Genomic DNA, 26,885 nt, shown 5'->3' with positions numbered 1-26,885 from the left:
AACAGAGCGCCATACAACGAAAAACGGCCTGGACTAAGCCAGGCCGTCGGGCATCACCGCTACCGTTACTTCAGAACAGCCAGGGCTGCTTCGTAGTTCGGTTCTTCGGCGATTTCCTTGACCAGTTCGCTGTGCAGGACGTTATCGTTTTCGTCCAGTACCACCACGGCACGGGCGGTCAGGCCGGTCAGCGGACCGTCGGCGATGGCCACGCCGTAGTTCTCGATGAATTCGCGGCCACGCAGGGTCGACAGGTTCTGCACATTTTCCAGGCCTTCGGCGCCGCAGAAACGGGCCTGGGCGAATGGCAGGTCGGCCGAGATGCACAGCACCACGGTGTTGGCCAGTTCGTTGGCCTGGGCGTTGAACTTGCGCACGGAGGTGGCGCAGGTCGGAGTGTCGACACTCGGGAAAATGTTCAGCACTTTGCGCTTGCCGGCAAAGCTGCTCAGGGTGACGTCGGCGAGGCCGCCGCTGACCAGGGAAAAGGCTGGTGCCTTGGAGCCGACTTGTGGCAGTTGACCGTTGACTTGAACCGGATTGCCTTTGAGGGTGACTTGAGCCATGAACGAAATCCTTCCAGACGTTTTTTGAAGAGGCCGAAGTTAAACACGAAAGTGTCGGGCGACCTATGGGGACGCACAAATTGTCATACGTTCCCTTGTGCGGCAAACCTGAAAAGCAGCTTTTCAGTGTAGGAACGTGCGCGAAACACCGCCACCCTTCTCCTCGCCCGCTCAGGCGCGTTCGCGAGGAATCAGGCTCTGCAGTTGCACCGCGAGGAAATTGGCATCGAACGTGAAGATATCCGGATCTTTCAGGCCGTTGGTCTTACGCCACTGCCAGTCCCCCGTACCGGGCACGCCCACCAGTGACACACTGCCATGGCGCGCCGCCGTCAGGCCCACCACCGCCAGGGAGATCGCACCTCCGGCGCCCATCACTTCCGGGACGAACTCCACCGGCTTGCCGGCGATATGAATGCTCAGTTTCTGCGTCTTGAAGGTAGAGGTCTCCACCGCGACGCCAGGACCGAAGGCCACGTACTCTTCGCGCCGTACTTCCAGCAGGTCCGGCGCCTTGACCGGCTCCAGCCAGCGCTCGATATGATCGAACAGCTCGACGATCCGCGCCGTCCAGTGGGCCGACTGGCTCTCGAACAGTTGCCGCTTGTGCGCTTCGCTCTCGGCGTAGTGCCGAAGCATTTCCCCCAGTTGCCGTACGTCGTCCATTGAACTGCTCCTCGGGTGAATCGGAATCGAAGCCACGATCATGGCAGATCGTATCCTGGGGCGTACGACTAACTCATGGCGAGCCGTCGACGGTACTCACCTGGCGTCTGGCCCAGCACCTTGCGAAAGGCGCTGCCCAGGTGCGACTGGTGGGCAAAACCGCAGTCCAGGGCGATTTCCGCCAGCGTCAGGCGGGAGCTCTCGATCAACCGTCGCGCCGCCTGGACCCGGACTTCAAGCAGGTAGGCATGGGGTGTCATGCCGATAGCGCGGGTGAAATCCCGCAGGAAACGCAATTCCGACTGCCCTTGCTCGGCCGCCAGTTGTGCCAGGCTCAAGGGTTGCGCAAAGGCTTCGGCGAAACGTTGCAGGAGCGGCCCGAAGTCTTGCTGCGGACGGGTCACCGAGGGGGCCGTGTCACACAGACCGACAAAGTCCAGTGCGGCGGCTTCCAGGGCCAGCGGATCGGTGTGCGGGTCCAGCAGCAGCCGGCGCAGTTGCCGCCCGCAGGCCATGCCCCGGGCATGGCCGGGAATCTCCAGGCGGCGCTGCACTGATGGCTGCTCGTCCTCGAGGTGCCAACGCACCAGCAGGTATTCACCGCCCCTGGCCGACTCGGAAAACACCTCGACGCCGGGCGGTGTCAGGGCCAGGGTGCCGGGCCAGGTGTCGAAATCCACGCGCTGGTCGGAATCGATCGCGTGCACGCCCTGCTGATGTTCCAGGGCAATGCCCAGGGTCTGCCACTGCACCGGGTCCCGGCCGCTGTAGGCTGAACGCGGTAGCAGCTGCAGGCACAGCCGTCCGTCCAGCAAATGCCGGGGAGGCATCGAAAGCACAGCGGGTCGTTGCCCCGGCATATGAAATTTCCTGATAGATGGGACCCGGTGCCACCGCGCAGACTGCCCAGGCATGCTTTCTCGACACCCTTTATCGACGCCCTTTTATCGACAGGAGCACCACATGCGTACCATCGGCCTTATCGGCGGCATGAGCTGGGAGTCCAGCGCCGAGTACTACCGGATCATCAACCAGCAGGTCCGCTCGCGACTCGGCCCGTTGCGCTCGGCGTCGTTGCTAATGTACAGCGTCGACTTCGGACCTGTCGAACAGGCCCAGCACGCCGGGCGCTGGGACGATGCCGGGCTGATCCTGCAGGACGCCGCGCGGCGCCTGCAGGCCGGTGGCGCCGACTGCGTCGTGCTCTGCACCAACACCATGCACCGGGTCGCGGAGCAGATCCAGGCAGCGGTAGACATCCCCTTCCTGCATATCGCCGAGCCGGCCGGACACGCCGCCCTCGACGCCGGGGCACGCACCGTGGGGCTGCTGGGCACCGCGTTCACCATGGAGCAGGACTTTCTCAAGCAACGGCTGACCGTCCTGGGGCTGGAGGTACTGGTGCCCGAAGCCGACGAGCGCCAGGCCGTGCATCGGATCATCTATGACGAACTCTGCGTCGGCATCATCAGCGAGCACTCGCGCCAGGTTTACCGGCAGGTGATCGACGGCCTGGCCGCCCGTGGCGCCCAGGCGGTGATCCTCGGCTGCACGGAAATCAGCCTGCTGATCAAGCCCGAGCACAGCACCCTGCCGCTGTTCGACACCACCGAGTTGCACGCCGTGGCAGCCGTGGAGTTTGCGCTGGGCAAATAACCGCCCCCTCCTACCGCTAGATCGTTCCCCCGCTCCGCGTGGGCATGCAGCCCGTGACGCTCCGCGTCACAGAAGCAGACGCAAAGCGTCCTGGGAGACGCTCCCACGCTCCGCATGGGAACGATCAGCCGGTTGCTACATGCAACCCCTGCCGTTCAGCCAAGGTTCAGCTATTGTCAATGAAAGCTGTTTAGTAATGAGTATCATTATGTTACAAATTACCATCCACTTTGTAACGGACGCGATTGCCGAATGCTGGTTCCCTTTCTGATCATGTTGCGCGAAGGCATCGAAGCCGCGCTCATCGTTGGCATCATTGCCAGCTACCTCAAGCAGACCGGCCGCGGCCAGTGGATGCCGGCCGTGTGGATCGGGGTCTTTCTCGCCGCCGCCCTCGCCCTGCTGGTGGGGGGCGGCCTGGAGCTGATGAGCGCCGAATTCCCGCAGAAACAACAGGAACTCTTCGAAGGCATCGTCGGCCTGATCGCCGTCGGCATCCTCAGTTCGATGGTGTTCTGGATGCGCAAGGTCGCCCGTTCCATCAAGCACTCCCTGCATGTGTCCCTCGACCACGCCCTGGCCGGCTCCAGGCATCAGGTCTGGGCGCTGATTGCCATGGTGTTCTTCGCCGTGGCCCGCGAAGGCCTGGAAACCGTGTTCTTCCTGCTGGCGGTGTTCCAGCAGAGCGAAGGCCCGGGGGCACCGATCGGCGCCCTGCTCGGCCTGATCCTGGCGATTTTCGTCGGCTTCGCCATCTACACCGGCAGCATGCGCCTGAACCTGAGCCTGTTCTTCCGCTGGACCGGCCTGTTCATTCTGGTGGTCGCCGCCGGGATCCTCGCCAATTCGGTCCAGGCCCTGCATGAAGCCGGCCTGTGGAACCACCTGCAAGCCGTGGTCTTCGATATCAGCGCCACGCTGCCGATGGATGGCCCTATCGGTTCGGTCCTGGCCGGCATGTTCGGCTACCAGGATGCCCCGACCGTCAGTGTGGTGGGCGCCTACCTGCTGTACCTGGTGATCGCGCTGGTGATGTTTTTCATCCCGGCCGCGCCGCCGGCAGCCAAGCAAACTTCTTCCGTTCCCAACCAGTAAGGTTACCCATGTCCAACCCTGCAACTGGCAAACCGCCCCAGGCCTTGCGCTGGGCGGTAGCCGGCTCGGTGATCGTGATGATCGCGGCCGGTGGACTGTTCTACTACGCCTCGCAACTGGCAGCGAGCAAACGCCAGAACCATCACAACGAAATCACCGTCAGCATCCTGCCCCACAGCTGCGAGCCGAACGCATTGACCGTCTCCGCCGGGCAAAACAGCTTCCGCATCCTCAACAAATCGGACCGCGCGGTGGAGTGGGAAATCCTCGACGGCGTGCTGGTGGTCGAAGAACGCGAGAACATCGCTCCCGGCCTGAGCCAGGTGATCAACGCCAACCTCGCCCCCGGCGACTACGCGATTACCTGCGGCCTGCTGAGCAATCCCCGTGGCACGCTGCACGTGACCCCGACGGCGGCCTCGGAAGCGGCCGCCCAGGCGCGCCCGTCGATGACCGCCTTTATCGGCCCGTTGTCGGAATTCCGCGTCTACCTGAGCCTCCAGGGCTCGGCCCTGATCCAGGCGGTCGATGCGCTGGAGCAGGCCATCGCCGCCGGTGACCTGAGTCAGGCCCAGGCGCTCTATGTCCCTGCCCGTGTTGCCTACCAGGGCCTGGCCCCTGCCGCCCAACGCCTGTCCGAACTGGACAATGGCATCAACGCCCGCGCCGACTACTACGAAAAGCGCGAGCAGGACCCCGGCTTCGGCGGTTTCCACCGCATCGAATACGGCCTGTTCCAGCAGCGCAACCTCGATGGCCTGTTGCCCATCGCCCAGCACCTGCGGGCCGATGTAGCCACGCTCAAGCAACAACTGCTGGCCCAATCGCTGCCTCCTGAACAATTGGTCAGCATCGTCGCCCGCAGCATGCACAGCATTGCCGAAACCCGCGGCAGCAGTGGCGAAGAAGAGCGCTACAGCCATGTCGACCTGAATGGCTTCGCCGCCAACCTGCAAGCCACGCGCAAGGTCATCGACCTGCTGCGGCCGTTACTGGTGAAGTCGGCCGCCGACCTGCTGCCCAAGCTCGACAGCGCCGCCGTTGCCCTCGACGCCGAGTTCAACGGCCTGAAAACCGCCGACGGTTATGTCGCCTATGACACCGTCAGCGCCGAACAGCGCAAACAGCTTGCCGACAAGGCCAAGGTCCTGGCCGATGCACTCGATGGAATCGATCCCGCCCTTGGCCTTTCCGGCCTGTAACAAGCAGACGACCCGAACATGAGCGATTCAGAACAGCGCAACAACGAATTTTCCGCCGACCGCCGCCGTGTCCTGCTGGGCATGGGCGTAGCCGGCGCGGCCATTGCCGGCAGCGCCCTGAGCTGCCCGGCCATGGCGGCCGCCGCCACGCAAGCCCAAGTAACGCAAGCCCCGAGCAGTGACAAGACGCAGGACCGCCACGACTTCCACGGCCAGCACCAGACCGGCATCGTCACGCCGCGCCCGGCAGCCGGCATGATCGTCGCCTTTGATGTCCTCGCCGGCGACCGCAAGGACCTCGAGCGGCTGTTCCGCACCCTCAACCAGCGCATCGCCTTCCTGATGACCGGCGGCGCGGTGAAGCAGGTCGACCCGAAACTGCCACCGGTGGACTCCGGAATCCTCGGCCCGGTCGTCACCCCGGATAACCTGACCATCACCGTCTCCGTCGGCGACTCGCTGTTCGATGAGCGCTTCGGCCTGGAGGCCGCCAAGCCCAAGCGCTTGAGCCGGATGGTCGGTTTCACCAACGATGCCCTGCAACCGGACCTGTGCCACGGCGACCTGAGCATCCAGTTCTGCTCCAACACCCCGGACACCAACATCCACGCCCTGCGCGACATCGTCAAGAACACCCCGGACCTGCTGCTGGTGCGCTGGAAGCAGGAAGGCTCGGTACCGCCCCAGGCCCCGACCAAGCCCGGCGAACCGGCCCAGAGCGCGCGCAACTTCCTCGGTTTCCGTGACGGCTCGGCCAACCCGGACTCCAATGACGGCAGCGCCATGGACCGTATCGTCTGGGTCCAGCCCGGCAGCGACGAACCGGCCTGGGCCGCCCACGGCAGCTACCAGGCGGTGCGGATCATCCGCAACCTGGTGGAACGCTGGGACCGTACCCCGCTGCAGGAACAGGAAAGCATCATCGGCCGGGTCAAGAGCTCGGGGGCGCCCATGGACGGCCAGAAAGAAACCCAGGTACCGGACTACGCCAAGGACCCTGAAGGCAAGCTGACCAAGCTCGATGCCCACATCCGCCTGGCCAACCCGCGTACCGCCGAAACCCAGCGCAACCTGATCCTGCGCCGCCCGTTCAACTACTCCAATGGTGTGAGCAAGAACGGCCAGCTGGAAATGGGCCTGCTGTTCATCTGCTACCAGGCCAACCTGGAGCAAGGTTTTATCGCGGTCCAGACACGACTCAACGGCGAGCCCCTGGAGGAATACCTCAAGCCGATCGGCGGCGGTTATTTCTTCACCCTGCCGGGGGTCACGGGCGATCAGGACTTCATCGGTCGCTCGCTGCTATCTGCAACACCACAAAAAACCACTGCTTAACCCTTAACTCACGGAAACGTCCCATGAAGAAGTCGCCTCTTGCTTTGTTGTTGGCCGTCGGCCTGCTGCACACTCCGCTCTCGGCTTTCGCGGCCACCGCGCCCCTGGACCTGGTAGGTCCGGTCTCGGACTACAAGATCTACGTCAGCGAAGAACTGGGCAAACTGGTTACCGAAACCCAGAAGTTCACCGACGCGGTGAAAAAAGGCGACCTGGCCACCGCCAAGAAGCTCTACGCGCCGACCCGCGTTCACTATGAGTCGATCGAACCGATCGCCGAGCTGTTCAGCGACCTGGACGCGGCCATCGACTCCCGTGTCGACGACCACGAGAAAGGCGTCAAGGCTGAAGACTTCACCGGTTTCCACCGCATCGAATACACCCTGTTCTCCGAGAAGACCACCGACGGTCTGGGCGCACTGGCCGACGGCCTGAACAACAACGTCAAGGAACTGCAGACCCGCGTTGCCGGCCTGACCTTCCCGCCTGAGAAAGTTGTTGGTGGCGCCGCCGCCCTGCTCGAAGAAGTGGCCGCGACCAAGATTTCCGGTGAAGAAGACCGCTACAGCCACACCGACCTGTATGACTTCCAGGGCAACATCGACGGCGCGAAGAAAATCGTCGACCTGTTCCGTCCGCAGATCGAGAAGCAGGACAAGGCCTTCGCCGCCAAAGTCGACAAGAACTTTGCCGCCGTGGACAAGATCCTCGCCAAATACAAGACCAAGGACGGCGGTTTCGAGACCTATGACAAGGTCAAGGACGCTGACCGCAAGGCCCTGGTGGGTCCGGTCAACACCCTGGCCGAAGACCTGTCGACCCTGCGCGGCAAGCTGGGCCTGAACTAAGACTCATATCGCCCTGTAGGAACTGGCCTGCGTAGGAGTGGGCTTGTCGGGGCGCCGCATCGCCGCGAAGCTTTTAGCGATCTCAAGGACGCCATCGCCGGCAAGCCGACTCCTACAGGGGGCGTATCCCCACGCAGCACCGTGTGACCCGGATCCTCTGTAGGAGCCTGGCTTGCCAGCGATGAGGCCCTTGAGCCTTGCGGCGCCTATCCTGACGCCATCGCCGGCAAGCCGGCTCCTACAGGGGCCGCCTCAAAGCATCCGATACAACAACCGCTCGATCTTCACCCGACTGACCCGCCGCAAGAACTTGCTCACCGCCTCCGGGTATTCCACCAGGGTATCCAGCTCCTTGAAGCTGTCGATACGCCGCGTGTTCTCGAAAATCAGCTCCAGCTCCCGGGCCCTTGGCTCAAGCAGTTCGCTGCGCGGATCGTCGATCAGCAAGGCGTTTTCCAGGTCGAGGCGGAATGCCCGTGGATTGAGGTTGTTACCGGTCAGCAAGGTATAGCGCTGGTCGATCCACATGCCCTTGAGGTGGTAGCTGTTGTCACCATCACGCCACAGGTGCAGGTTCAGCAGGCCGCTGTCGATGGCCGCCTGATGACGCTTGGCGAAACGCCGCAGGCTGATCTCGTACAGGTACGGCAGAGCGGCGATGACCTTGAACGGTTGGCTCGGCGGGATGTAGAAGTCGTTGGCGGTCTTGTCGCCGACGATGATGTCGATCTTCACCCCGCGCTCCAGGGCCCGGTTGACTTCCCGGGTCACCGCCAGCGGCAGGTTGAAGTACGGCGTGCAGATGGTCAGTTGTTGCTGGCTGGCAGCGATCAGTTCGCAGATCACCCGGCTCAGCGGATTGTTCTTGCCCAGGCCCAGCAGCGGGCTGACCGACAGGCTGAAACTCGGTTCGGCGCCGGCCTGAGTGTCGTACTGGGCCTTTTTCAGGCGGCTGCGCAGATCGCCGATACCGCCGCGCAGGCTGCGGGTGCTCGGCAGGCTCGGCAGGTCCAGGCGGCAGACCGCATGGGAAGCCAGCAGCTCCTTGCGAATCAGCCCCTGCATCGAATCGGCCAGGGCGCGGTTTTGCAGCAGGTGATAGCGGTCGAAGCGGTACTTGTCGAACTTGTGCAGGTAGACGTTGTTCAGGCTCGCGCCGCTGTAGATCACGCAATCATCGATCACGAAACCCTTGAGATGGAGCACGCCGAACAACTCGCGGGTCTGCACAGGCACGCCGTAGATCGGCACTTCGGTGGTGTGGTCGCGGGTCTGCGCCTGGTACCAGGCGCTGTTGCCCGGCTGCTTGCCCGCGCCGATCAGGCCACGCTGAGCGCGCAGCCAGTCGACCACGACGACGATCTCCAGCGCCGGATGGGCCGATTTGGCCGCATGCAGCGCATCGAGAATCTCCTGCCCCGCCTCGTCTTCCTGCAGGTACAACGCTACCAGGGTGATGCGTTGCCGTGCCCCGGCGATCTTCTCCAGCAGACAGCGACGGAACTCGGCGGCCGACGGCAGGATGGTCAAGGCATCGGCAGTCAACGGGAAACTGCGCAGTTTGGGCAACAGGGAGCGTTTGAAGAGCGACGGCATAGGGCTCGCTAAGGGTCGAATGCGAAGGACTCGAGAGCTTACACCATGCATCGCTTTTTGCGCTCGCCTTCCAGGAGGGCGTTGCTGCCAACCTCGAGATATTCAGCCCATTGCCCTGATAGGCAAAAACAAATTCCGACTGGCCCTTGTAACGGGCTACAAATTGGCCCATCTAATGGCTCTCTGATATCAATCCTGCGTTTACGCTAAGGAAACCTGAAATGACCCGCTCTCTGACAATCGCCAAACGCCTTGGATTGGGGTTTGGGCTGGTACTTTCGCTGTTGATTCTGGTAACCCTGATCGGGGTCAATCGCGTGGGGTTGATCGACTCGACCCTGACCAACGTCAGTGACGACAGCGCGGTCAAGCAACGCTACGCCATCAACTTCCGCGGCAGTGTGCATGATCGCGCCATCGCCATTCGCGATGCGGTGCTGGTCCGCGACGGCGCCGGCCTGGACACCCACCTGCGCAACATCGAACGGCTGAACGCCGATTACCAGGCCTCGGCCCAGCCGATGGATGCGATCTTCTCCCACATGGGCGCCTCCGACGCCGAACGGCGCCTGCTGGCTGACATCAAGGACAGCGAGCGCACCACCCAGGCCCTGACTGCCCGACTGATCGAGCTGCGCAAGCAGGGCGACATGGACAAGGCCCAGGCCTTCCTGCTTTCCGACATTTCCCCGGCCTACAAGGAATGGCTCAAGCGCATCAACGCGCTGATCGACTGGGAGGAAGCCTCGATCGGCACGCAACTGGCCGACGTGCGCGCCACCGCCAGCCACTTCGCCACCCTGATGTTGCTGGCCACCTCCATCGCCGTCCTGCTCAGCGTGCTGGTCTCGGTGCTGATCATCCGCAATCTCAAGTCGACCCTCGGCGCGGAACCGGAAGCGGTCGCCGACTCGATCCGCCAATTGGCCAACGGTCAACTCGATGGTGTGATCGATACCCGCTATCCCGACAGCGTCATGGGCGCCCTGAAGACCAGCAACCGCCACCTGGCCGAAACCATCACCCAGGTACGCGCGGTGGCCCACGACCTGATGGGTTCGTCCACGCAGTTGCTGGCCAGTTCCGACAGCAACAGCGAGCAGATGCGCGTACAGACCGGGGAAACCCAGCGCATGGCCACCGCGATCAACCAGATGGCGGCCACGGTCCACGAAATCGCCGGCTACGCGCAGAAGGCCGCGCTGGCCAGCAATGCCGCCGACCAGGCGGTGGAAAGCGGCAAGCAGATGGTGCAGACCACCTCCAGCGAGATGCAGCGCCTGTCGCTGGTGCTCGACGGCGCCGCCGAGTCGGTGGACCAGGTGTCCCACGACAGCCAGGCCATCGAAAACGTGGTCGCGGTGATCAACTCGATTGCCGAACGCACCAACCTGCTGGCGCTGAACGCCGCCATCGAGGCCGCCCGCGCCGGCGAGGCAGGCCGCGGCTTTGCCGTGGTGGCGGACGAAGTGCGCTCCCTGGCGACCCGTACCCAGGATTCGACCCGGGAGATCCGCGACATGGTCGCCCAGTTGCAGTCCGGTGCCGGCAAGACCGCCGAGATCATGCGCAACAGCCGCGAAATGGCCCAGCAGACCGTCGAACGCACCCGCGTCGCCGAAGGCGCGCTGATCCGCATTCGCGAGGAAGTCGGCGCCATCAACGACATGAACGCGCAGATCGCCAGCGCCTCCACCCAGCAAGGCGTCGCGGCCCAGGAAGTGAACCAGAACATCATCCGCATCCACGATGCGGCCATGGAGACGTCGGTCGGCTCCAACCAGGTGGCCCTCTCCAGCCGCGAACTGTCGGTACTGGCCGACAGCCTGACGCAGAAAGTCAGCTTCTTCAGAGTCTGACCTCCCCGCCATCACGGTTGCCAGGGACGGCAACAATCGCCTGCGGCGGATTATTTCGAGAACAGGGATTGACCATGGAGAACGATCGTTCTACCATCTTTCCCATGAACGAAAATATGCCCAATCAAACCCGCGACACCCTTCTGGATACCGCCGAACAGCTGATCTACCAAAGTGGCATCCACGCCACCGGGATCGATCTGTTGGTGAAGACTTCCGGCGTGGCGCGCAAAAGTATCTACAAGTACTTCGGCACCAAGGACCACCTGACCGTCGAGGCCTTGCGCCGGCGGGATGTGCGCTGGATGCAGTGGTACCGCCGCGAAGTCGACAAGGCCGCCACCAGCGGCGAACGTCTGCTCAACCTGTTCAGCGTGCTCAAAGGCTGGTTCGACTCCGAGGGCTTTCGCGGCTGCGCCTTTATCAATACCGCGGGCGAGACCGGCGATCCACAGGATCCGGTGCGTCTGCTGGCCAAGGAACATAAACAGAAACTGCTCGACTATCTCGTCGAGCTCTGTGAAGCACATGGCATCGACGACAAAGAAGCAGTTGCCCGGCAATTGCTGATATTGATCGACGGCGCCATTACCGTTGCACTGGTCATGGGCGACCACGGTGCAGCCGATAATGCGCAATGCATGGCGCGGAAGTTATTGGCGCTCTGACGGCGTCATGCCCCGGGAATAACCGCTCAATCTGGATGACGACTTCCCGGGCGTGACACCTTTCGCTTGAACACAGCGCGACAACTGGTCTGAACTCAACCTCATTGGAGACATTGAAATGTCATCTAACGCAGACGCTCGCCCGCCACTTCCGCCTTTCACCCGTGACTCGGCGATTCAGAAAGTTCGCCTCGCCGAAGACGGCTGGAACTCCCGCGACCCGGAACGGGTTTCCCTGGCCTATACCCTGGATACGAAATGGCGCAACCGCGCCGAGTTCGCCAACAACCGCGAAGAAGCCAAGGCCTTCCTGACCCGCAAATGGGCCAAGGAGCTCGATTACCGGCTGATCAAGGAGCTCTGGGCCTTTACCGACAACCGCATCGCGGTGCGTTACGCCTATGAATGGCATGACGACTCGGGCAACTGGTTCCGCTCCTACGGCAACGAAAACTGGGAGTTCGACGAAAACGGCCTGATGGCCCGTCGTTTCGCCTGCGTCAACGATCTGCCGATCAAGGCCGGAGAGCGCAAGTTCCACTGGCCGTTGGGACGCCGTCCCGACGATCATCCGAGCCTGTCGGACCTGGGCCTGTAATCGATTATCATCGATCGTTCCCACGCTCCGCGTGGGAATGTCTCTCTGGACGCTCTGCGTCCGCTTTGTGACGCCGAGCGTCGCAGAGCGTGGGAACGATCCTGAGCTTGAAAATATTTCTACCGACAAATGAATAAACCCCAGATATCGCGTGTTCAATCCACAACGCCACCGAGGATTGTCCATGCACACCGTCTCCCTGCCCCTGGGCAACACGCCCACGCGCCGCCATGACCGCCTGACCATCGGCCTGCACTGGCTGACCGCGGTACTGGTGATCTATCTCTTCGCCAGCTCGCAGATCTGGGCCCAGCTGGAGCGCGGCACGCCATTGCGCAAAGGCCTGCAATCGCTGCATATCTCCTGCGGCATCCTGCTGGCGCTGATCGTCGTCACCCGTATCCTCTGGCGCCTGTTCGCCGCTCGTCGCCTGCCGGCGCTGCATCGCGGTGCCCTGCCTATCCTGGCCAAGCTCGGCCACCTGGCGCTGTATGGGTTGTTGCTGGCACAGATCGGCCTGGGTTTCGCCTTTCGCTGGGCCCAGGGCGAGCCCTTCAGCTTCTTCGGCCTGGTGGATATCCCGACGCTGGTCAGCCTCGATCGTTCGCTGCGCCCGGTGCTCGCCGGCCTGCACGAGCAGGTGGCGTGGATCATCGTGATACTCGCCGGCTTGCATGCGATCATGGCGCTGGTGCATCACTACGCCCTGGGTGACGATACCCTGCGGCGCATGCTGCCTGGCGGTCGCCTGAAATAATTTGCAGATTCAGCGAATAAAACCCGACGCCCAGGCGTTCTCCTTGTTGCCGACACCGGAGCAGTACCCATGAGCCTTCGTAAACGCCCTTTCGCCGTTCCTTTCCTGATTGCCAGCTGCCTGGCGGTTTCGCTGTCGAGCACCCTGGCCTTTGCTTCCGGCGACGACCCGGCGCCACCCAAGCCCAAGTGCACCGAACAACAGGTATGGAACCCGAAAACCAACAAGTGCGATCCTTTGGTAACCAGTACCACTACCGATGACGAACGCGCCGACTACGCTTACAGCCTGGCCAAGGACAAGCAGTACCAGGAAGCGTTGAACGTACTCAACACCCTGAAGGATCCGAACACCGCCAAGGCCCTGAACTATCGCGGCTACGCCACCCGCAAGCTGGGCCGTACCGACGAGGGCATCGGCTATTATTTGCAAGCCGTGGAACTCGACCCGAACTATGCCCAGGTCCGTGAATACCTGGGTGAAGCCTATGTGATCAAGGGCCGCCTGGACCTCGCCCAGGAGCAGTTGCAGACCATCAAGTCGCTCTGCGGCACCCAGTGCGACGAATATGAAGACCTGGCTGACGCCATAGCCCATCCTACCCAGAGCTGATAACCGATAGACGCGGAGGTTGCCATCGCCAGCGACAAGGAAATACGAGCCGAGTTGGGCCAGCACCTGGCACGCCTGTGGCGTTACGCCCTGGTGCTGTCCCGACAACGACATCTCGCCGAGGACTTGGTGCAGGCCACCTGCGTCCGGGCGCTGGAGCGTGGCGACCAGTTCGTCTCGGGCACCCGCATGGATCGCTGGCTGTTGAGCATCCTGCACTCGATCTGGCTCAACGAAGTCCGCTCCCAGCGCGTGCGCCGGGGCCAGGGCCAGGTCGATGCCGACGAGGTGCTGTCCTTCGATGGCGAGCAGGTGGTGCAAACCCACGTGCTCGCCTCACAGGTCATCAAGCGCGTCGACGCCCTGCCCGAAGCCCAGCGCGAAACCGTGTTCCTGGCCTATGTCGAAGGCCTGTCGTACAAGGAAGTGGCCCATGTTCTTGAGGTGCCGATCGGCACGGTCATGAGCCGGCTCGCCGCCGCGCGCATGAAACTGGCGGAGCACCCGCCCCTGCGTGCCGTGCCCACCTCAACCAGCGGAGAACGGCGATGACTGATCAGCTTTCTCACTACACGCCTTCCGATGAACTTCTGGTGGCCTTTCTCGATGACGAACTGGATGTCGAGGAACGCACTCGCGTGGAAATCGCCATCGCCGAAAACGAGGCCGTCGCCGAGCGCATCGAATGGCTGATCCGCAGTGACATGCCCTTCCAGGACGCCTATGGCGAGCTGCTCGAACAGGCCCCCCTGGCCAAGCTCGAAGCCATGCTCGACTCATTGCCGTCGGAGCGCGCCAAGCCGCCGATGAGCCGGCGCAGCTTCCTCGCGGTCGCTGCCAGCTTCATGGTCGCCGGAATCGCCGCCGACCGCTTGTTCCAGGTCTGGCAGGCGCCGGCACCAACCAGCGAAGTCACCTGGCGCAGCGTGGTGGCGGACTACATGACGCTCTATACCACGCAGACCCTGGACAATCTGCCGGGCGACGAAGCCTCGCAGCGGGCGCAGTTGCAGAACCTCGACAAAGGCCTGGGACTGGCGCTGGAACCCAGCCAGGTGGCGTTGCCGGGACCGCAGCTCAAGCGTGTGCAGATGCTCGAGTACGAGCATGTGCCGATTGCCCAGATGGCCTACCTGGATCCTCGGTACGGTCCCCTGGCGTTGTGCATCACCCGTTCGAAGAACGGTGTGAAGCCGGTGACCGAGGAAGTCCGCCACGGCATGAACGTGGTGTTCTGGGCCGGGAAAACCCATGCCTACATGCTGATCGGCCGCAACTCGGCCGCCGAGTTGCAGGCCATGGCGAGCGTGCTCCGCGAGCGTTTCGCCACCTAGCCTGCGGCAAGGCTGCGTACCTGCCGTTTCACCAGGGAATACCCTTGGGTGAAACGGCGACGGGCCAATCACCTACCCCATTCAACGCCGAGCACTGACAACACGGCGCACGGCTCTCGCAGGCCGGAACAACTAGAGTCATCCTTGTATGCCTGATGGTAACAATCGAACCCGCATCGAGGACATTTGAATGCCCCACATTGACAGCCTGTTGCCCCTGAACGACCCACGTTGCGCGCTGATCGTGATCGACGTGCAGAACGACTTTATCCCCGGCGGCCAACTGGCCGTTGCCGGCGGTGACGAAATCGTGCCGCTGATCAGCCGCCTGGGGAATCGTTTTCGCAATGTGATCATCGCCCAGGACTGGCATCCCGCCGGACACGCCTCGTTCGCCAGCAGCCATCCCGGACGCGTGCCGTTCGACACCGTGCAATTGGCCTATGGCACCCAGGTGCTGTGGCCCGACCATTGCCTGCAGGGCAGCCATGGCGCCGAACTGCATGCCGAGCTGCACCTGCCCCATGCGCGGCTGGTGATACGCAAGGGTTGCAACCCCGGGATCGACAGCTACTCGGCGTTTGTCGAAGCCGACCGCAAGACCCCCACCGGCCTGGCGGGATACCTCAAGGAATGTGGTATCACGACGGTCTACCTGACCGGCCTGGCCCTGGACTACTGCGTCGCCTGGTCCGCGCTGGATGCCCGGGCGGCCGGATTTACCACCTTCCTGATCCCCGATGCCTGCCGCGCCATCGACATGGACGGTTCATTGCGGCGCGCCATGGCGGAGATGGAGGCGGCCGGCGTGCAGTTCATGAACTCACTGGATCTGGTGGCGCTGAATCAGCGGTGCTGAACCCGCTGCCCGCCTCCAGCGCCTGCTGCACCACGGCATACACACTCAACTCACTGAGGGTGACCTTGGACAGGACATCCTCGGGTAATGCCAGCAAGGCCTGATGGGCCTCGTGTTTCAGGCGGGCCAGCAGCAGGTGCCTGTCGTCGCCCGGGAAGCGCAGGATAAAGTCCTGCAGCGCCTCCAGGCTGGTGCCATCGAGGTCCGGAGACTCTTCCAGGCTGAGGATCACTGCCTTTATCCCCGGGACCCGTTGTCGGGCCAGGCGCTGGACACTGCCGAGAATCCGCTCGGCATTGGCGAAAAACAGCGGTTCCCCCGGTCGCAGGATCAGCAGGCCCGGCACTTCACGGGCCTGCGGGTGCAACTGGCAGTCGACAAAATCATGGCCGTCGGCCAGATGCCCCAGCACCTGGACCGCCGCCGAGGACATCTGCCGCAGCATCAGCAGCAGGCTGATCGCCACCGCCGCGAGCAGGCCGTCCAGCACCCCGAGCAGCAGGACCGCGCCCACCGCGCAGATCGCCAGGAAGCGATCGCGCCGCCAAGTGAAATAACGCTGCAAGGGCTCCAGGCTCACCGCCCGGGTCAAGGCATGAATGACTATCGCCGCCAGCACCGGCTCCGGGGTCAGCGCGATCAATGGCAGCAACGTCGAGACAATCACCAGCACCACCAGCGCGGCGACCACTCCGGCACAGCGCGAAGTCGCCCCCGCCGCTTCGTTGGCCGAAGTCGCCGAGTACCCGGCACCGGCCGGCATGCCATGAAACAGCCCGGACAGCAGGTTGGCGCCGCCCAGCACCAGCAGGTCGCGGTTGGAACTCACCCGGTCGCCATGCTTGAGGGCAAAGGCGCTGATGGAGCCATAGGACTCGGCATACAGGATCATCACCAAGGCAAAGCCCAGTTCCACCAGCTTCAACCAGTCGGAGAAACCCAGGCGTGGCAGCGACGGCACCGCCAGTTGCAGGTCGATGATCCCGATCAGGCCGACCCCATGGCTCGGCAGGTCCAGCCATTCGCCCGCGGCCACGCCGAGCACCACCACCAGCAGGCCACCCGGCAAACGCCGGAAACGCCCGAAGATCCACAACAACAGCAATGCCACGCCGGCCACCGCCGCACCCGCCCAGTTCCATCGCGGCAGTTGCCCGAGCAGTTCGGGAATGAAACGGATCAGGTCGCTGTGCTCCGGGTGAACATCGACGATGCTCGCGACCTGCCTGAGAATGATGGTGACCGCCAGGCCGAAGGCAAAGCCGCGCAACACCGGCTTGGCTATAAACGAGGTCACGCTGCCCAGCTTGAACAGTCCGGCGAGCAGGAACATCAGGCCGGTAATCAACACCAGGCCGATCGCCATGGTCAGGCGCAGGACGATATCCGTTCCGGCCACCGACAGCGTCGCCGCGGCCAATACCGCAGCGGACGACGAAGTGGCCGAGACAATCGCAAACCGGCTGGTGCCGAACAAGCCATAGCAGAGCAGCCCCGCGAACAGCGCGATCACCCCGGCCTGGGGTGGCAGGCTGGCGATGGTCGAATAAGCCACCGCCTCGGGCAGCAGCAAGCCGGCGATCGACAGGCCGGCGATCAGGTCGGCCCCGGTACGACGAGACTGGGCGGGAGGTGCGGGGGTATTGAGGGGGGAAGGTTCACGCATCGATGGGCCGGTCCGTCCTGACAGGTAGCCAAACACGTCCAAACCTTGGACTGTCCTTAAGCTTAACGCTGAATCACCCGCCACACATCATTTTGCAGTCCCTGTGGCGAGCGGGCTTGCCCGCACTGATCGTTCCCACGCTCCGGCGTGGGAATGCCTCACTGGAGGCTCCGCGTCCGCTCTGGTGACGCAGAGCGTCACGGGCTGCATTCCTTTGCTGCGCGTGGGGACGATCTGGGCACAAGGTTATGCTCAGCGCCCCGCCGCCAGCTTCCACACCCGGGCGATATCCCGCGCCCGCGCCGACAGCAACGGCGCAGCCTCGGCACAGGCCTGCTCCAGGCTCATCGGTCCGGACGCCAGGGCAAACGCGGCATCGACGCCGTGCTGGTACATCTGTTCATAACCCTCGCCCAGGGTGCCCGCCAGCACGATAACCGGCACGCCATGCTCGCGGGCAATCCGCGCCACGCCAAAAGGTGTCTTGCCCCGCAGTGTCTGGGCATCGAAACGCCCTTCGCCGGTAATCACCAGGTCGGCCCCCTGCACCGCCTGCGCCAGCCCCACCAGTTCGGCGACCACTTCCACCCCGGGCCGGAACTGCGCCGCGAAGAAGGCCTTGGCCGCAAACCCCAGGCCACCCGCCGCACCACTGCCGGGCTCGTCGCGAACATCAGCGAGCAATACCTCGGCGCACAGATCGGCAAAATGCCCGAGTGCGGCATCCAGCTCACGGACCTGGGCCGCTGTCGCGCCTTTCTGCGGACCGAAGATCGCCGAGGCACCGTGCTCACCGCACAGCGGGTTGTTCACATCGGCGGCAATTTCGAAACGCACCTCGGCAAGGCGCGGGTCCAGTCCGGCCAGGTCGATGCGCCGCGTTCCCGCCAAGGCCCGGCCACCCCGCGCCAGCTCCCGCCCCCGGCTATCGAACAAGCCCAGGCCCAAGGCCTGCAAGGCGCCGGCGCCGGCATCGTTGGTGGCGCTGCCACCGATGGCCAGGATAATCCGTCGGGCCCCGGCATCCAGGGCCGCGCCAATCAACTGGCCGGTGCCGAAGGTACTGCTGATGCAGGCGTCCCGTTGGCCGGGCGGCACCAATTGCAGGCCGCTGGCCTCGGCCATCTCGATAATCGCGGTGTAGCTGTCCGGCAGCCAGCCCCAATGGGCCTCTACCGGCGCGCCCAAAGGCCCCTGGACCGTCGCGTCGCGCCGCTCGCCGTTGCAGGCCGCCAGCACCGACGCCACCGTCCCCTCACCACCATCGGCCATCGGGCACTGGATCAGCTGTGCCTGCGGCAGGACCTCGGCCAGCCCTTGGGCAATGGCCTTGGCCACGGCGTCAGCACTCAGGCTGTCCTTGAAGGAGTCAGGGGCGATGATGATTTTCATGGGGGGCATTCTCCGGTTCTTATGGCGTCCATGCTGCCAGTTGAAACTGGGAATGACGCCTGTCTGCTGCACAAGCATTGGCGGGCTTTCTTGTTCATTCCTACAAACCCGGTTCATTGTGCGGCAGCAACTGCACGCCCAGGTACAACGCCAACATGCCGTCCAGGCGCAACGGATCGACGCCGCTGAGTTCGGCAATACGCTCCATGCGGTAGCGCAGACTGTTGCGATGGATGCCCAGCGCTTCGGCACAGGCCTGGCTCTGGCCATCGTGCTCGCACCAACTGCGCAAGGTCGAGAGCAGTTGACCGTTGCTGTCCTTGGCGATGACCTTGCGCAAGGGCTTGAGCAACTCCTCCAGCGCATCGTCATCGCGATGCCGCCAGAGCATCACCGGCAGGCGATAGCGATTGAGCTGCAGCACGCGGGTCAGCGGCACGACATCACGACCGTAGGCCAGCAGATCACTGACCCGTCGATAACAGCGGCGTAATCCCGCCAGGCCATCGGCCTGTCCACCTTGCGCGAGTCGCAGGACTTTCCAGCCCTGGCCGTCGAGTTTCTCCAGCAAGCGCAGCTCATCCAGCGCCACCGTCGCCGGACGGCACCAGAGCAACGACGACTCCGAGGCACTGACACACCAGCTGTCGGGATAACGCGACTGCAGCCAGAGAATCAACGCATCGGCGCTCTGCCCCGGTTCCAGTTCGAACAGGCAGGGAATGCGCGACAACTGCGGCTTGAGCCCCATCTGCCGGGCTTCGTCGACCAATCGCGGCGAATCCCCGGCATCGCCCAGGAGCAACGCCAGCAGGTCATCGCTGCGCTGGCGCCGCCATTGCTGCTCGGCCTGTTGATGACGCTGGCCCACCAGCATCTCGGCGGTCATGCGCACCAGTTCGGCGTAGGTACGCAGCTGATCCGGGTCGCCGGTGATGCCCAGCACGCCGATCAACCGCTGATCATGCAACAGCGGCAGGTTGATCCCCGGTTGCACGCCCTTGAGGTGCTTGGCCGTCTGTACATCGATCTCCACCACCCGACCGTTGGCCAGCACCAGTTGTGCCCCTTCGTGCCGAGTATTGACGCGCTCCTTCTCGCCACTGCCAAGGATCAGGCCCTGGCTGTCCATGACATTCACGTTATAGGGCAGGATCGCCATCGTGCGGTCGACGATATCCTGCGCGAGGTCATGGTCCAGTTCGAACATGAGGGAGGGGTCCTTGGTCGGGATTGTTCAGTGGCACAGGGTACACCGGCAAACCCTGTGCACCGGCACAAAGACAGCAGGCCCCGGGGTGGCCGAGACTCACAGGGCGATCAACGTTACCCTTGCATCGCAAAAAATCATAATAAAGAGAGACCGCCATGTCACAGAGCGCCGCGTTGCCCCAGGCCACCGCTGACTTGAAAAATGCCGTATACAAGCGCATCACCCTGCGCCTGATCCCCTTCATCTTCATCTGCTACCTGTTCAACTACCTCGACCGGGTCAACGTTGGATTCGCCAAACTGCAGATGCTCGACGCCCTCAAATTCAGTGAAACCATCTACGGCCTCGGGGCCGGGATCTTCTTTATCGGCTACGTGCTGTGCGGCGTACCGAGCAACCTGGCCTTGAACCGCTTCGGTCCACGGCGCTGGATCGCGTTGATGATGATCACTTGGGGCGTGCTGTCGACCTGTCTGCTGTTCGTCACCACACCGACCCAGTTCTACACCCTGCGGCTGTTTACCGGTGCCGCTGAAGCCGGGTTCTTCCCAGGCGTGGTGCTGTACCTCTCGCAGTGGTTCCCGAGCTTCCGCCGCGGTCGCATCATGGCCCTGTTCATGTCGGCGATCCCGGTTTCCGGCCTGCTCGGCAGCCCGTTCTCCGGCTGGATCCTCAACCATTTCGCCGCCGGCCAGGGCGGGCTCGCCGGCTGGCAGTGGATGTTCCTGTTACAGGGCATTCCCACCGTGCTGCTGGGTGTCGCGGCGTTCTTCCTGCTGGCGGACAAGTTCGCCAACGCCAAGTGGCTGACCGCCGAGGAGCGCGCGGTGCTCGAAGCCGACCAGGCCATTGACGCCGCCAACAAGCCGAAAACCGTCAGCGATTCCCTCGGCGAGGTGTTCAAGAACCCGGCGATCTGGGCGTTCGGCCTGATCTACTTCTGCATCCAGAGCGGTGTCTACGCCATCAACTTCTGGCTGCCGTCGATCATCAAGAACCTCGGTTTCAGCGACAACCTGGTGATCGGCTGGCTCAGCGCGATCCCTTATCTGCTGGCGGCGGTGTTCATGCTGCTGGTGGGGCGCTCCGCCGACCTGCGCAAGGAGCGCCGCTGGCATCTGGTGGTACCGATGCTGATGGGCGCCATCGGCCTGCTGATCGCAGTCAACTTCGCCACTCACCCGGCCATCGCCATTCTCGGCCTGACCATCGCCACCATGGGCGCCCTCACCGGCCTGCCGATGTTCTGGCCGGTGCCGACCGCCCTGCTCAGTGCCGGTGCCGCCGCCGGCGGGCTGGCCTTGATCAACTCGATGGGCCAGATGGCCGGTTTCCTCAGTCCGTACCTGGTGGGCTGGGTCAAGGATGCCAGCGGTTCGACCGATGCCGCGCTGTATGTACTGGCGGCCGTGATCGTCGGCGGCAGCCTGCTGGCCCTGCGCATGACCCGCGGCTTGCGCGCCCAGTAATCCCCACGCCATGAACAGGACCTGATAATCGGCATCGCCCGTTATCAGGTCCCGACGCTGTCAGAAACTGGCAAGATAATTGAGGGATTGCTCAACCACGGGCTTCTGGTATCTGATTGAAGCCTTTCCGTCACCGCAAAAGGACATCGATCATGAGTTATCGCACCCTCGGCCAGTCCGGGCTCAAGGTTTCCACGCTGACCCTGGGCAGCATGATGTTCGGTGAACAGACCGATACCGAAACCTCGCTGCGGATCATCGACAAGGCCTGGGACCAGGGCGTCAATTTCATCGACACGGCGGACGTCTACAACGCCGGTCGTTCGGAAGAAATCGTCGGTGAAGGGGTGGCCCGCCACCGGCACGACTGGATCATCGCCTCCAAGGTTGGCAGCGGCCCGGCGGAGGGCATACCCAACCGCAGCGGCCTGAGCCGCAAGCACATCTTCAATGCAATCGACGCCAGCCTCACCCGCCTCGGCACCGATTACCTGGACATCTACTACCTGCACCGCGAGGACCACGACACCCCGCTGGAGGTCACGGTATCGGCCATCGGCGACCTGCTGCGCCAGGGCAAGATCCGCCACTGGGGCCTGTCGAACTTTCGCGGCTGGCGCATCGCCGAAGTGATCCGCGTGGCCGAGCAGCTCGGGGTCGACCGGCCAGTGATCAGCCAGCCGCTGTACAACATCGTCAACCGCCAGGCCGAGAGCGAGCAGATCACCGCCGCCGCGACCTATGGCCTCGGCGTGGTGCCCTACAGCCCGCTGGCCCGTGGTGTGCTCAGCGGCAAGTACGCACCGGATGTCGCGCCGGACGCCAACAGCCGCGCCGGCCGCCAGGACAAGCGCATCCTGGAAACCGAATGGCGCCTGGAGTCCCTGCGCATCGCCCAGCAGATCCAGCAGTACACCCAGGACCGTGGCGTCGGCATCGTCGAGTTCGCCATTGCCTGGGTCCTGAACAACGCGGCGGTCAGCTCGGCGATTGTCGGTCCGCGCACCGAGGAACAGTGGGACAGCTACACCAAGGCGCTGGCGGTGCGGATCAGCGCCGAGGATGAAGCTTTCATCGACTCGCTGGTGACGCCGGGGCACGCCTCGACGCCAGGCTTCAACGATGTCAGCCACTTCGTCTCCGGACGCAAGCCGCTGGGTCAGTAACCGGTCCGGGCCAAGCGGCTACTGGGAGGTCGGCATCGCGAACTCGGCCCCCTTGGCGATGCTGTTCGGCCAGCGCTGCATGATCGATTTCTGCCTGGTGTAGAAGCGTACGCCTTCTTCACCATAGGCATGCATGTCACCGAACAGCGAACGTTTCCAGCCGCCGAACCCGTGCCAGGCCATCGGCACGGGGATGGGCACGTTGATGCCGACCATGCCGACCTGGATCCGCCGGGCGAACTCGCGGGCAACATGACCGTCGCGGGTATAGCAGGCCGTACCGTTGCCGAACTCGTGGGCATTGATCAGTTCCACCGCATCGGCAAAGTCCTTCACCCGTACACAGGCGAGTACCGGGCCGAAGATTTCCTCCTGGTAGATCTTCATCTCCGGCGTGACGTGATCGAACACGGTGCCACCGAGCCAGAAGCCCTGTTCACAATTGTCGCCGGCCTGCCGGCCATCAAAGCCACGACCATCGACCAGCAACTGCGCACCTTCCCTGATGCCCTGCTCGATGTAGCCGGTGATACGCTGGCGCGCCACTTGCGAGACGATCGGGCCCATTTCGGCGGCCTGGTTCATGCCGTCGAGGATCTTCAGTGTCTCTGTACGCTCGACGAGTCGGGGCATGAGCCGGTCCGCCACATCCCCCACCAGCACGGCGACCGAGATGGCCATGCAACGCTCCCCGGCCGAACCGAACGCCGCGCCCATCAGCGCATCGATGACCTGGTCGATATCGGCATCGGGCATGACCACCATATGGTTCTTGGCACCGCCCAGGGCCTGGACACGCTTGCCGTGGCGCGCGCCGGTCTCGTAGATGTAGTTGGCGATCGGTGTCGAGCCGACAAAGCTCACGGCCCTGACCTCCGGGTGATCCAGCAGCGCGTCCACGGCTTCCTTGTCACCCTGTACCACGTTGAACACACCGTCCGGTAATCCGGCTTCCTTGAACAACTCGGCGATAAACAGGGCCGGCGTCGGGTCGATCGGGCTGGGCTTGAGGATAAAGGTGTTGCCGCAGGCAATGGCCACCGGGAACATCCACATGGGCACCATCACCGGGAAGTTGAAGGGCGTTATGCCGGCGACCACGCCCAGGGGCTGGCGCACGGTCCAGTTATCGATATTGGTGGAGACTTGCTCGGAGTAATCACCCTTGAGCAGTTGCGGCATGCCACAGGCGAACTCGACCACTTCGATACCGCGGGTGACTTCGCCCTGCGCGTCGGTGAACACCTTGCCGTGTTCAGCGGTGATCATCCGGGCCAGCGTGTCGCGGTTTTTGTTGAGCAGGTCGAGAAACTTGAACATGATTCGCGAGCGACGCAGGGCCGGCAGGTTCGACCAGGCCGGAAACGCTGCGGCCGCGGACCGCACGGCGGCATCGACCTCCTCCGACGAGGCCAGGGCCACCCTGCCGGTCACCGATCCGGTGGCGGGGTTGGTGACGTTCTGCGTGCGCCCGGAAGTACCGGGCATCACGCGACCGTGAATGTAATGGGCGATATCGGCTGGCTGATTGCTCATGGCGGGAGTCCCCTGTTGGGTGGTTTCTTATTGGAAGCAGCCAGGCAGTCCTCCGGTGAAGCTTCGGGTCAATCATGACCCGGACCGTTGGAGTACCCGGTGAAGACAACATAGGGCCCCCACAAAATCATGTAAAATGATGATTAATGATCCTTTCGATCATTAATCATGAAGTCTCTTGCTCAACCATTTCGCCCTTTCAACCAACCGCCGTTGCCAGTCTCCGGCCAGGCCGGGAGTCGCCGCCAGGGCCTGGAGTTCGTCTATCAGCGGCCGATGGGACAATTGCACTTCCCAGAACTTGTCGATGGAAAATCGATCCGTGTGCCGCTGTAGAAGTTCGATCGTGTCGCCCTCCTGGATAAGCCCGGGCTGGAGCACCCGGTAATACCAGCCGGTGATGCGCTCATGGGCGACAAACATCGACATCTGTTCGACGCCAAAACGATGGTTGATTTTCCAGCACGGACTCCGCGGTTGAGAGACCTGTAGAACCGCACTGCCCATCTGGAAAACATCGCCGATATGGATATTTCGCTCAGTCATATCCGCCGCACAGATGTTTTCTCCCAGACTGCCCGGCTTCAGCTCATGCGTACTTTGCGGATAAGCCAATGCAAAGCGGACATAGTTTTCCGGCGCATATTGGTGGACGGCCTTTTCCGGCCCACCGTGAACCCGGGTATCAGCGTGCTCGTCGCCGGCAATGCCGTGGATCTCCACGCGGGCCGGGCCTGTCAGCCTTCGCTTGAAAATCCCGCTGCGCTGTCCCTCGGGCTGCAAAGTCCCCGTTCCACCGGCAAAAATGCCCTCGACTTGCGCCGTCAATTTCATCGTCGAATATCCTTTTATCGCCCTGTTTCCAGCACTTTACTAACCGCTATCAATCTAGTAAATTGATGGATAGTGATGAAATCCATCACTTCTAATAATAGGTGACATTACTTATGGAAATGCGCCAGCTGAAGATTTTCTGTGCCGTTGCGGAGCTTGGCAGTTTTACCGCGGCGGCAATCAACGTGAATACCGTCCAGTCCAATGTCACCATGCGGGTGAAAGAGCTTGAAACCGAACTCAATCGGGATCTGTTCATTCGCAAGAAAAGTGGTGTAGTCCTGACTTCGGCCGGCGAAACATTCCTCGGTTATGCCCGACGCATACTGCAACTCACGGATGAAAGTCGCAGCGCCCTGATGGACACCGGTGTGCCGAGCGGACTGCTGCGGCTGGGCTCGATGGAAACCACCGCGGCCATCCGCCTGCCACAAGTGCTGACCCGCTACCGCGAGCGCTTTCCCGAGGTCCGCCTTTCCCTGCTGACCGGGACCACCGCCGAACTGATCAAAGCCATCGAGACACATCGACTCGACGGCGCCTTCGTGGGCGGATTCCATCAGAACTCGGCGCTGGCACAGGACGTAGCCTTCGAAGAGGAACTGGTGCTGGTCAGCAGCAGCCACTTCGACTCGCTGGCAACGCTGATCGAACAGATGCCCCAGCAAACCGTGCTGGTGTTCCGCACCGGCTGCTTCTATCGCTCGACCCTGGAAAACTGGTTCTACCAGGTCGGCCTGGTGCCCAACCAGATCATGGAACTGGGCACACTGGATGGCATCCTGTCATGCGTGGCAGCCGGCATGGGCGTGACCCTGCTGCCCAGGGCCATCGCCGAGAGCTGCAGCGTGCGGCACGCCATTCACTGCCACACGCTGCCGGCCGAATTTGCCAATGTCTCGACGGTCTTCATTCGCAGAAGCGACACGATGCTCACCTCGGCCCTGAGTGCCTTTATCGAACTGGCACAGGAACACATCAACCGGCCAACGATTCAGTGAACTTCACGCTCGGCTGGTCGGCCGGTGCCAGGCCCTGGATCAGCTCCGCCATGCGCTCCGCCGCGGGCCCGACGCGATGGATCTTGCCGACGCCCTGACCGGCATACAGCGACAGTTTCCTGGCCATGCGCGGCGGGTCGATCTTGCGGGCTCCCCCGCCCATCAGGCGCAGCGGGTTCCACTTGTCGCGATTGGCGATGACCCGGTGCGGCGTGCCGTAGGTCCAGCCAAAGGAATAGCCGGTGCGGTACTCGGTATCGTCCGTAGTCGCCTCGACAATCTTCTGCTTGTAGAGGTCATGGGCATTGGACTCGCTGCAGGCCACAAAGGCGGTACCCACGACGACCCCCGCCGCCCCCAGCGACAGCATCGCGCGGACATCTTCGCCGGTGACAATGCCTCCGGCAGCCAGCACCGGCCGCCCTTGCGCGACGGCAACCAGTGCCGGCAGCAACGACATGATCCCGACCGTGCCGCGATTCAGGTGCCCGCCGCTTTCACTACCCTGCGCCACGATGATGTCGGCACCCTGCTCGATGGCCTGCCTGGCAAGGGCTATCGAACCCACTTGCACCATGACCCGCATGCCGGCGGCTTTCGCCCGGGGAATCATGTCGGCAGCGTAATCCTCGGCATAAAACAACGACAACAGCTGGGGCTTTTCCTGCAGCAGCACCTGGAACTGCGCCTCGAATACATCAGGGCCGCCAAACTGCGGGACGAGATTGACGCCAAAAGGCCGGTCGGTCAGTGCCCGTGTCTCGCGGATCCAGCGACGCAAGGCCAGGGGCGCCAGCCTGAGCCCGCCAAGAACGCCCATTCCACCCGCGTTTGCCACGGCCGCAACCAGTTCGGGACCGGAAATGGCCGCCATTCCACCGAGAAAGATCGGGTAGCGAACGCCGCAGAGTTGGGTAACGGCATTGCCGGCAAAATCAATAGTGTTTTTATTCATGA

At 63.1% G+C, this 26,885-nt stretch carries 26 protein-coding genes; 16 read left to right on the top strand and 10 right to left on the bottom strand.

What is annotated here, in order from left to right; all coding sequences use genetic code 11:
* Positions 1 to 65: 65 nt before the first annotated feature.
* From tpx to HX851_RS01840, 3 genes are all read right to left on the bottom strand, one after another.
* Positions 66 to 566, bottom strand: a complete 501-nt coding sequence (gene tpx / locus HX851_RS01850) for a thiol peroxidase (RefSeq protein WP_177057088.1) — start codon at positions 564 to 566, stop codon at positions 66 to 68.
* A gap of 171 nt (positions 567 to 737) precedes the next feature.
* Positions 738 to 1,232, bottom strand: coding sequence for a hypothetical protein (locus HX851_RS01845; protein WP_177057089.1), 495 nt, complete (start codon positions 1,230 to 1,232; stop codon positions 738 to 740).
* Positions 1,233 to 1,300: 68 nt separating this feature from the next.
* Complete coding sequence (locus HX851_RS01840) at positions 1,301 to 2,062, bottom strand: AraC family transcriptional regulator (RefSeq protein ID WP_256262734.1); 762 nt, start codon at positions 2,060 to 2,062, stop codon at positions 1,301 to 1,303.
* Between the two features lie 133 nt (positions 2,063 to 2,195).
* Between HX851_RS01840 and HX851_RS01835 the strand changes: the two genes are divergently transcribed.
* The 5 genes from HX851_RS01835 (at position 2,196) to efeO (HX851_RS01815) (ending at position 7,368) form a co-directional block, all read left to right on the top strand.
* Positions 2,196 to 2,888 carry an aspartate/glutamate racemase family protein gene (locus HX851_RS01835; RefSeq protein ID WP_177057091.1) on the top strand — a complete coding sequence of 231 codons (693 nt, stop codon included), beginning with the start codon at positions 2,196 to 2,198 and terminating at the stop codon, positions 2,886 to 2,888.
* Positions 2,889 to 3,140: 252 nt separating this feature from the next.
* A complete protein-coding gene (gene efeU / locus HX851_RS01830; protein ID WP_177064760.1) occupies positions 3,141 to 3,983 on the top strand; it encodes an iron uptake transporter permease EfeU in 843 nt (280 codons plus the stop codon).
* Between the two features lie 8 nt (positions 3,984 to 3,991).
* Positions 3,992 to 5,185: an iron uptake system protein EfeO gene (efeO, locus tag HX851_RS01825; protein WP_177064758.1), complete on the top strand. Its 1,194-nt coding sequence runs from the start codon at positions 3,992 to 3,994 to the stop codon at positions 5,183 to 5,185.
* A gap of 18 nt (positions 5,186 to 5,203) precedes the next feature.
* Complete coding sequence (gene efeB / locus HX851_RS01820) at positions 5,204 to 6,520, top strand: iron uptake transporter deferrochelatase/peroxidase subunit (protein ID WP_177057094.1); 1,317 nt, start codon at positions 5,204 to 5,206, stop codon at positions 6,518 to 6,520.
* Between the two features lie 23 nt (positions 6,521 to 6,543).
* Positions 6,544 to 7,368, top strand: coding sequence for an iron uptake system protein EfeO (gene efeO, locus HX851_RS01815; RefSeq protein WP_177057095.1), 825 nt, complete (start codon positions 6,544 to 6,546; stop codon positions 7,366 to 7,368).
* Positions 7,369 to 7,620: 252 nt separating this feature from the next.
* On the opposite strand, the gene pssA is transcribed toward efeO (HX851_RS01815), so the two are convergent.
* Positions 7,621 to 8,964 carry a CDP-diacylglycerol--serine O-phosphatidyltransferase gene (gene pssA / locus HX851_RS01810; protein ID WP_177064756.1) on the bottom strand — a complete coding sequence of 448 codons (1,344 nt, stop codon included), beginning with the start codon at positions 8,962 to 8,964 and terminating at the stop codon, positions 7,621 to 7,623.
* 221 nt (positions 8,965 to 9,185) lie between these two features.
* On the opposite strand from pssA, the gene HX851_RS01805 reads away from it, so the two are divergent.
* The 8 genes from HX851_RS01805 (at position 9,186) to pncA (ending at position 15,651) form a co-directional block, all read left to right on the top strand.
* On the top strand, positions 9,186 to 10,823 hold the full coding sequence (locus tag HX851_RS01805; protein WP_177064754.1) for a methyl-accepting chemotaxis protein: 1,638 nt from the start codon (positions 9,186 to 9,188) through the stop codon (positions 10,821 to 10,823).
* 104 nt (positions 10,824 to 10,927) lie between these two features.
* On the top strand, positions 10,928 to 11,491 hold the full coding sequence (locus tag HX851_RS01800) for a TetR/AcrR family transcriptional regulator (RefSeq protein WP_177057193.1): 564 nt from the start codon (positions 10,928 to 10,930) through the stop codon (positions 11,489 to 11,491).
* A 118-nt stretch (positions 11,492 to 11,609) separates the two neighbouring features.
* Positions 11,610 to 12,089: a nuclear transport factor 2 family protein gene (locus HX851_RS01795; RefSeq protein WP_177057098.1), complete on the top strand. Its 480-nt coding sequence runs from the start codon at positions 11,610 to 11,612 to the stop codon at positions 12,087 to 12,089.
* 184 nt (positions 12,090 to 12,273) lie between these two features.
* The gene (locus HX851_RS01790) at positions 12,274 to 12,846 is read left to right on the top strand and encodes a cytochrome b (RefSeq protein WP_177057099.1); all 573 of its coding nucleotides are present in this window, start codon (positions 12,274 to 12,276) and stop codon (positions 12,844 to 12,846) included.
* A gap of 69 nt (positions 12,847 to 12,915) precedes the next feature.
* Positions 12,916 to 13,458, top strand: a complete 543-nt coding sequence (locus tag HX851_RS01785; protein ID WP_177064752.1) for a tetratricopeptide repeat protein — start codon at positions 12,916 to 12,918, stop codon at positions 13,456 to 13,458.
* A 54-nt stretch (positions 13,459 to 13,512) separates the two neighbouring features.
* Complete coding sequence (locus HX851_RS01780) at positions 13,513 to 14,010, top strand: RNA polymerase sigma factor (RefSeq protein WP_218173387.1); 498 nt, start codon at positions 13,513 to 13,515, stop codon at positions 14,008 to 14,010.
* Complete coding sequence (locus HX851_RS01775) at positions 14,007 to 14,792, top strand: anti-sigma factor family protein (protein WP_177057101.1); 786 nt, start codon at positions 14,007 to 14,009, stop codon at positions 14,790 to 14,792. The genes HX851_RS01780 and HX851_RS01775 overlap by 4 nt, the downstream gene beginning before the upstream one ends.
* Before the next feature lie 190 nt (positions 14,793 to 14,982).
* Entirely contained in the window at positions 14,983 to 15,651 is a 669-nt protein-coding gene (pncA, locus tag HX851_RS01770) for a bifunctional nicotinamidase/pyrazinamidase (RefSeq protein ID WP_370590653.1), read from the top strand.
* Here the strand turns inward: pncA and HX851_RS01765 are convergent.
* The 3 genes from HX851_RS01765 to HX851_RS01755 all read right to left on the bottom strand — a co-directional run bounded on the left by HX851_RS01765 (position 15,608) and on the right by HX851_RS01755 (position 19,919).
* Positions 15,608 to 17,317 carry a SulP family inorganic anion transporter gene (locus HX851_RS01765; protein WP_177064751.1) on the bottom strand — a complete coding sequence of 570 codons (1,710 nt, stop codon included), beginning with the start codon at positions 17,315 to 17,317 and terminating at the stop codon, positions 15,608 to 15,610. The genes pncA and HX851_RS01765 overlap by 44 nt on opposite strands.
* A gap of 252 nt (positions 17,318 to 17,569) precedes the next feature.
* The gene (locus tag HX851_RS01760) at positions 17,570 to 18,709 is read right to left on the bottom strand and encodes a glycerate kinase (protein WP_177064750.1); all 1,140 of its coding nucleotides are present in this window, start codon (positions 18,707 to 18,709) and stop codon (positions 17,570 to 17,572) included.
* 100 nt (positions 18,710 to 18,809) lie between these two features.
* Positions 18,810 to 19,919, bottom strand: coding sequence for a sugar diacid recognition domain-containing protein (locus tag HX851_RS01755; protein WP_177057104.1), 1,110 nt, complete (start codon positions 19,917 to 19,919; stop codon positions 18,810 to 18,812).
* A gap of 158 nt (positions 19,920 to 20,077) precedes the next feature.
* Here HX851_RS01755 and HX851_RS01750 point away from each other — a divergent pair, with 158 nt between their 5' ends.
* Positions 20,078 to 21,391 carry an MFS transporter gene (locus HX851_RS01750; RefSeq protein WP_177057105.1) on the top strand — a complete coding sequence of 438 codons (1,314 nt, stop codon included), beginning with the start codon at positions 20,078 to 20,080 and terminating at the stop codon, positions 21,389 to 21,391.
* 152 nt (positions 21,392 to 21,543) lie between these two features.
* The gene (locus tag HX851_RS01745; protein ID WP_177057106.1) at positions 21,544 to 22,557 is read left to right on the top strand and encodes an aldo/keto reductase; all 1,014 of its coding nucleotides are present in this window, start codon (positions 21,544 to 21,546) and stop codon (positions 22,555 to 22,557) included.
* Between the two features lie 18 nt (positions 22,558 to 22,575).
* Here the strand turns inward: HX851_RS01745 and HX851_RS01740 are convergent, their stop codons facing one another.
* On the bottom strand, positions 22,576 to 24,093 hold the full coding sequence (locus HX851_RS01740) for a CoA-acylating methylmalonate-semialdehyde dehydrogenase (protein ID WP_177057107.1): 1,518 nt from the start codon (positions 24,091 to 24,093) through the stop codon (positions 22,576 to 22,578).
* A gap of 162 nt (positions 24,094 to 24,255) precedes the next feature.
* The gene (locus tag HX851_RS01735) at positions 24,256 to 24,927 is read right to left on the bottom strand and encodes an MOSC domain-containing protein (RefSeq protein WP_177064749.1); all 672 of its coding nucleotides are present in this window, start codon (positions 24,925 to 24,927) and stop codon (positions 24,256 to 24,258) included.
* A gap of 113 nt (positions 24,928 to 25,040) precedes the next feature.
* On the opposite strand from HX851_RS01735, the gene HX851_RS01730 reads away from it, so the two are divergent.
* Positions 25,041 to 25,928 carry a LysR family transcriptional regulator gene (locus tag HX851_RS01730; protein WP_177064748.1) on the top strand — a complete coding sequence of 296 codons (888 nt, stop codon included), beginning with the start codon at positions 25,041 to 25,043 and terminating at the stop codon, positions 25,926 to 25,928.
* Here HX851_RS01730 and HX851_RS01725 read toward each other — a convergent pair.
* Positions 25,906 to 26,883, bottom strand: coding sequence for an NAD(P)H-dependent flavin oxidoreductase (locus HX851_RS01725; protein ID WP_177064747.1), 978 nt, complete (start codon positions 26,881 to 26,883; stop codon positions 25,906 to 25,908). The two genes, HX851_RS01730 and HX851_RS01725, sit on opposite strands and share 23 nt — an antisense overlap.
* Positions 26,884 to 26,885 lie beyond the last annotated feature (2 nt).

The organism is Pseudomonas gingeri (assembly GCF_013385635.1).
GTDB classification, from domain to species: domain Bacteria; phylum Pseudomonadota; class Gammaproteobacteria; order Pseudomonadales; family Pseudomonadaceae; genus Aquipseudomonas; species Aquipseudomonas gingeri_A.
Note: the sequence above shows the minus strand (reverse complement) of the source record. Positions and strands in the feature narration are given on the sequence as shown.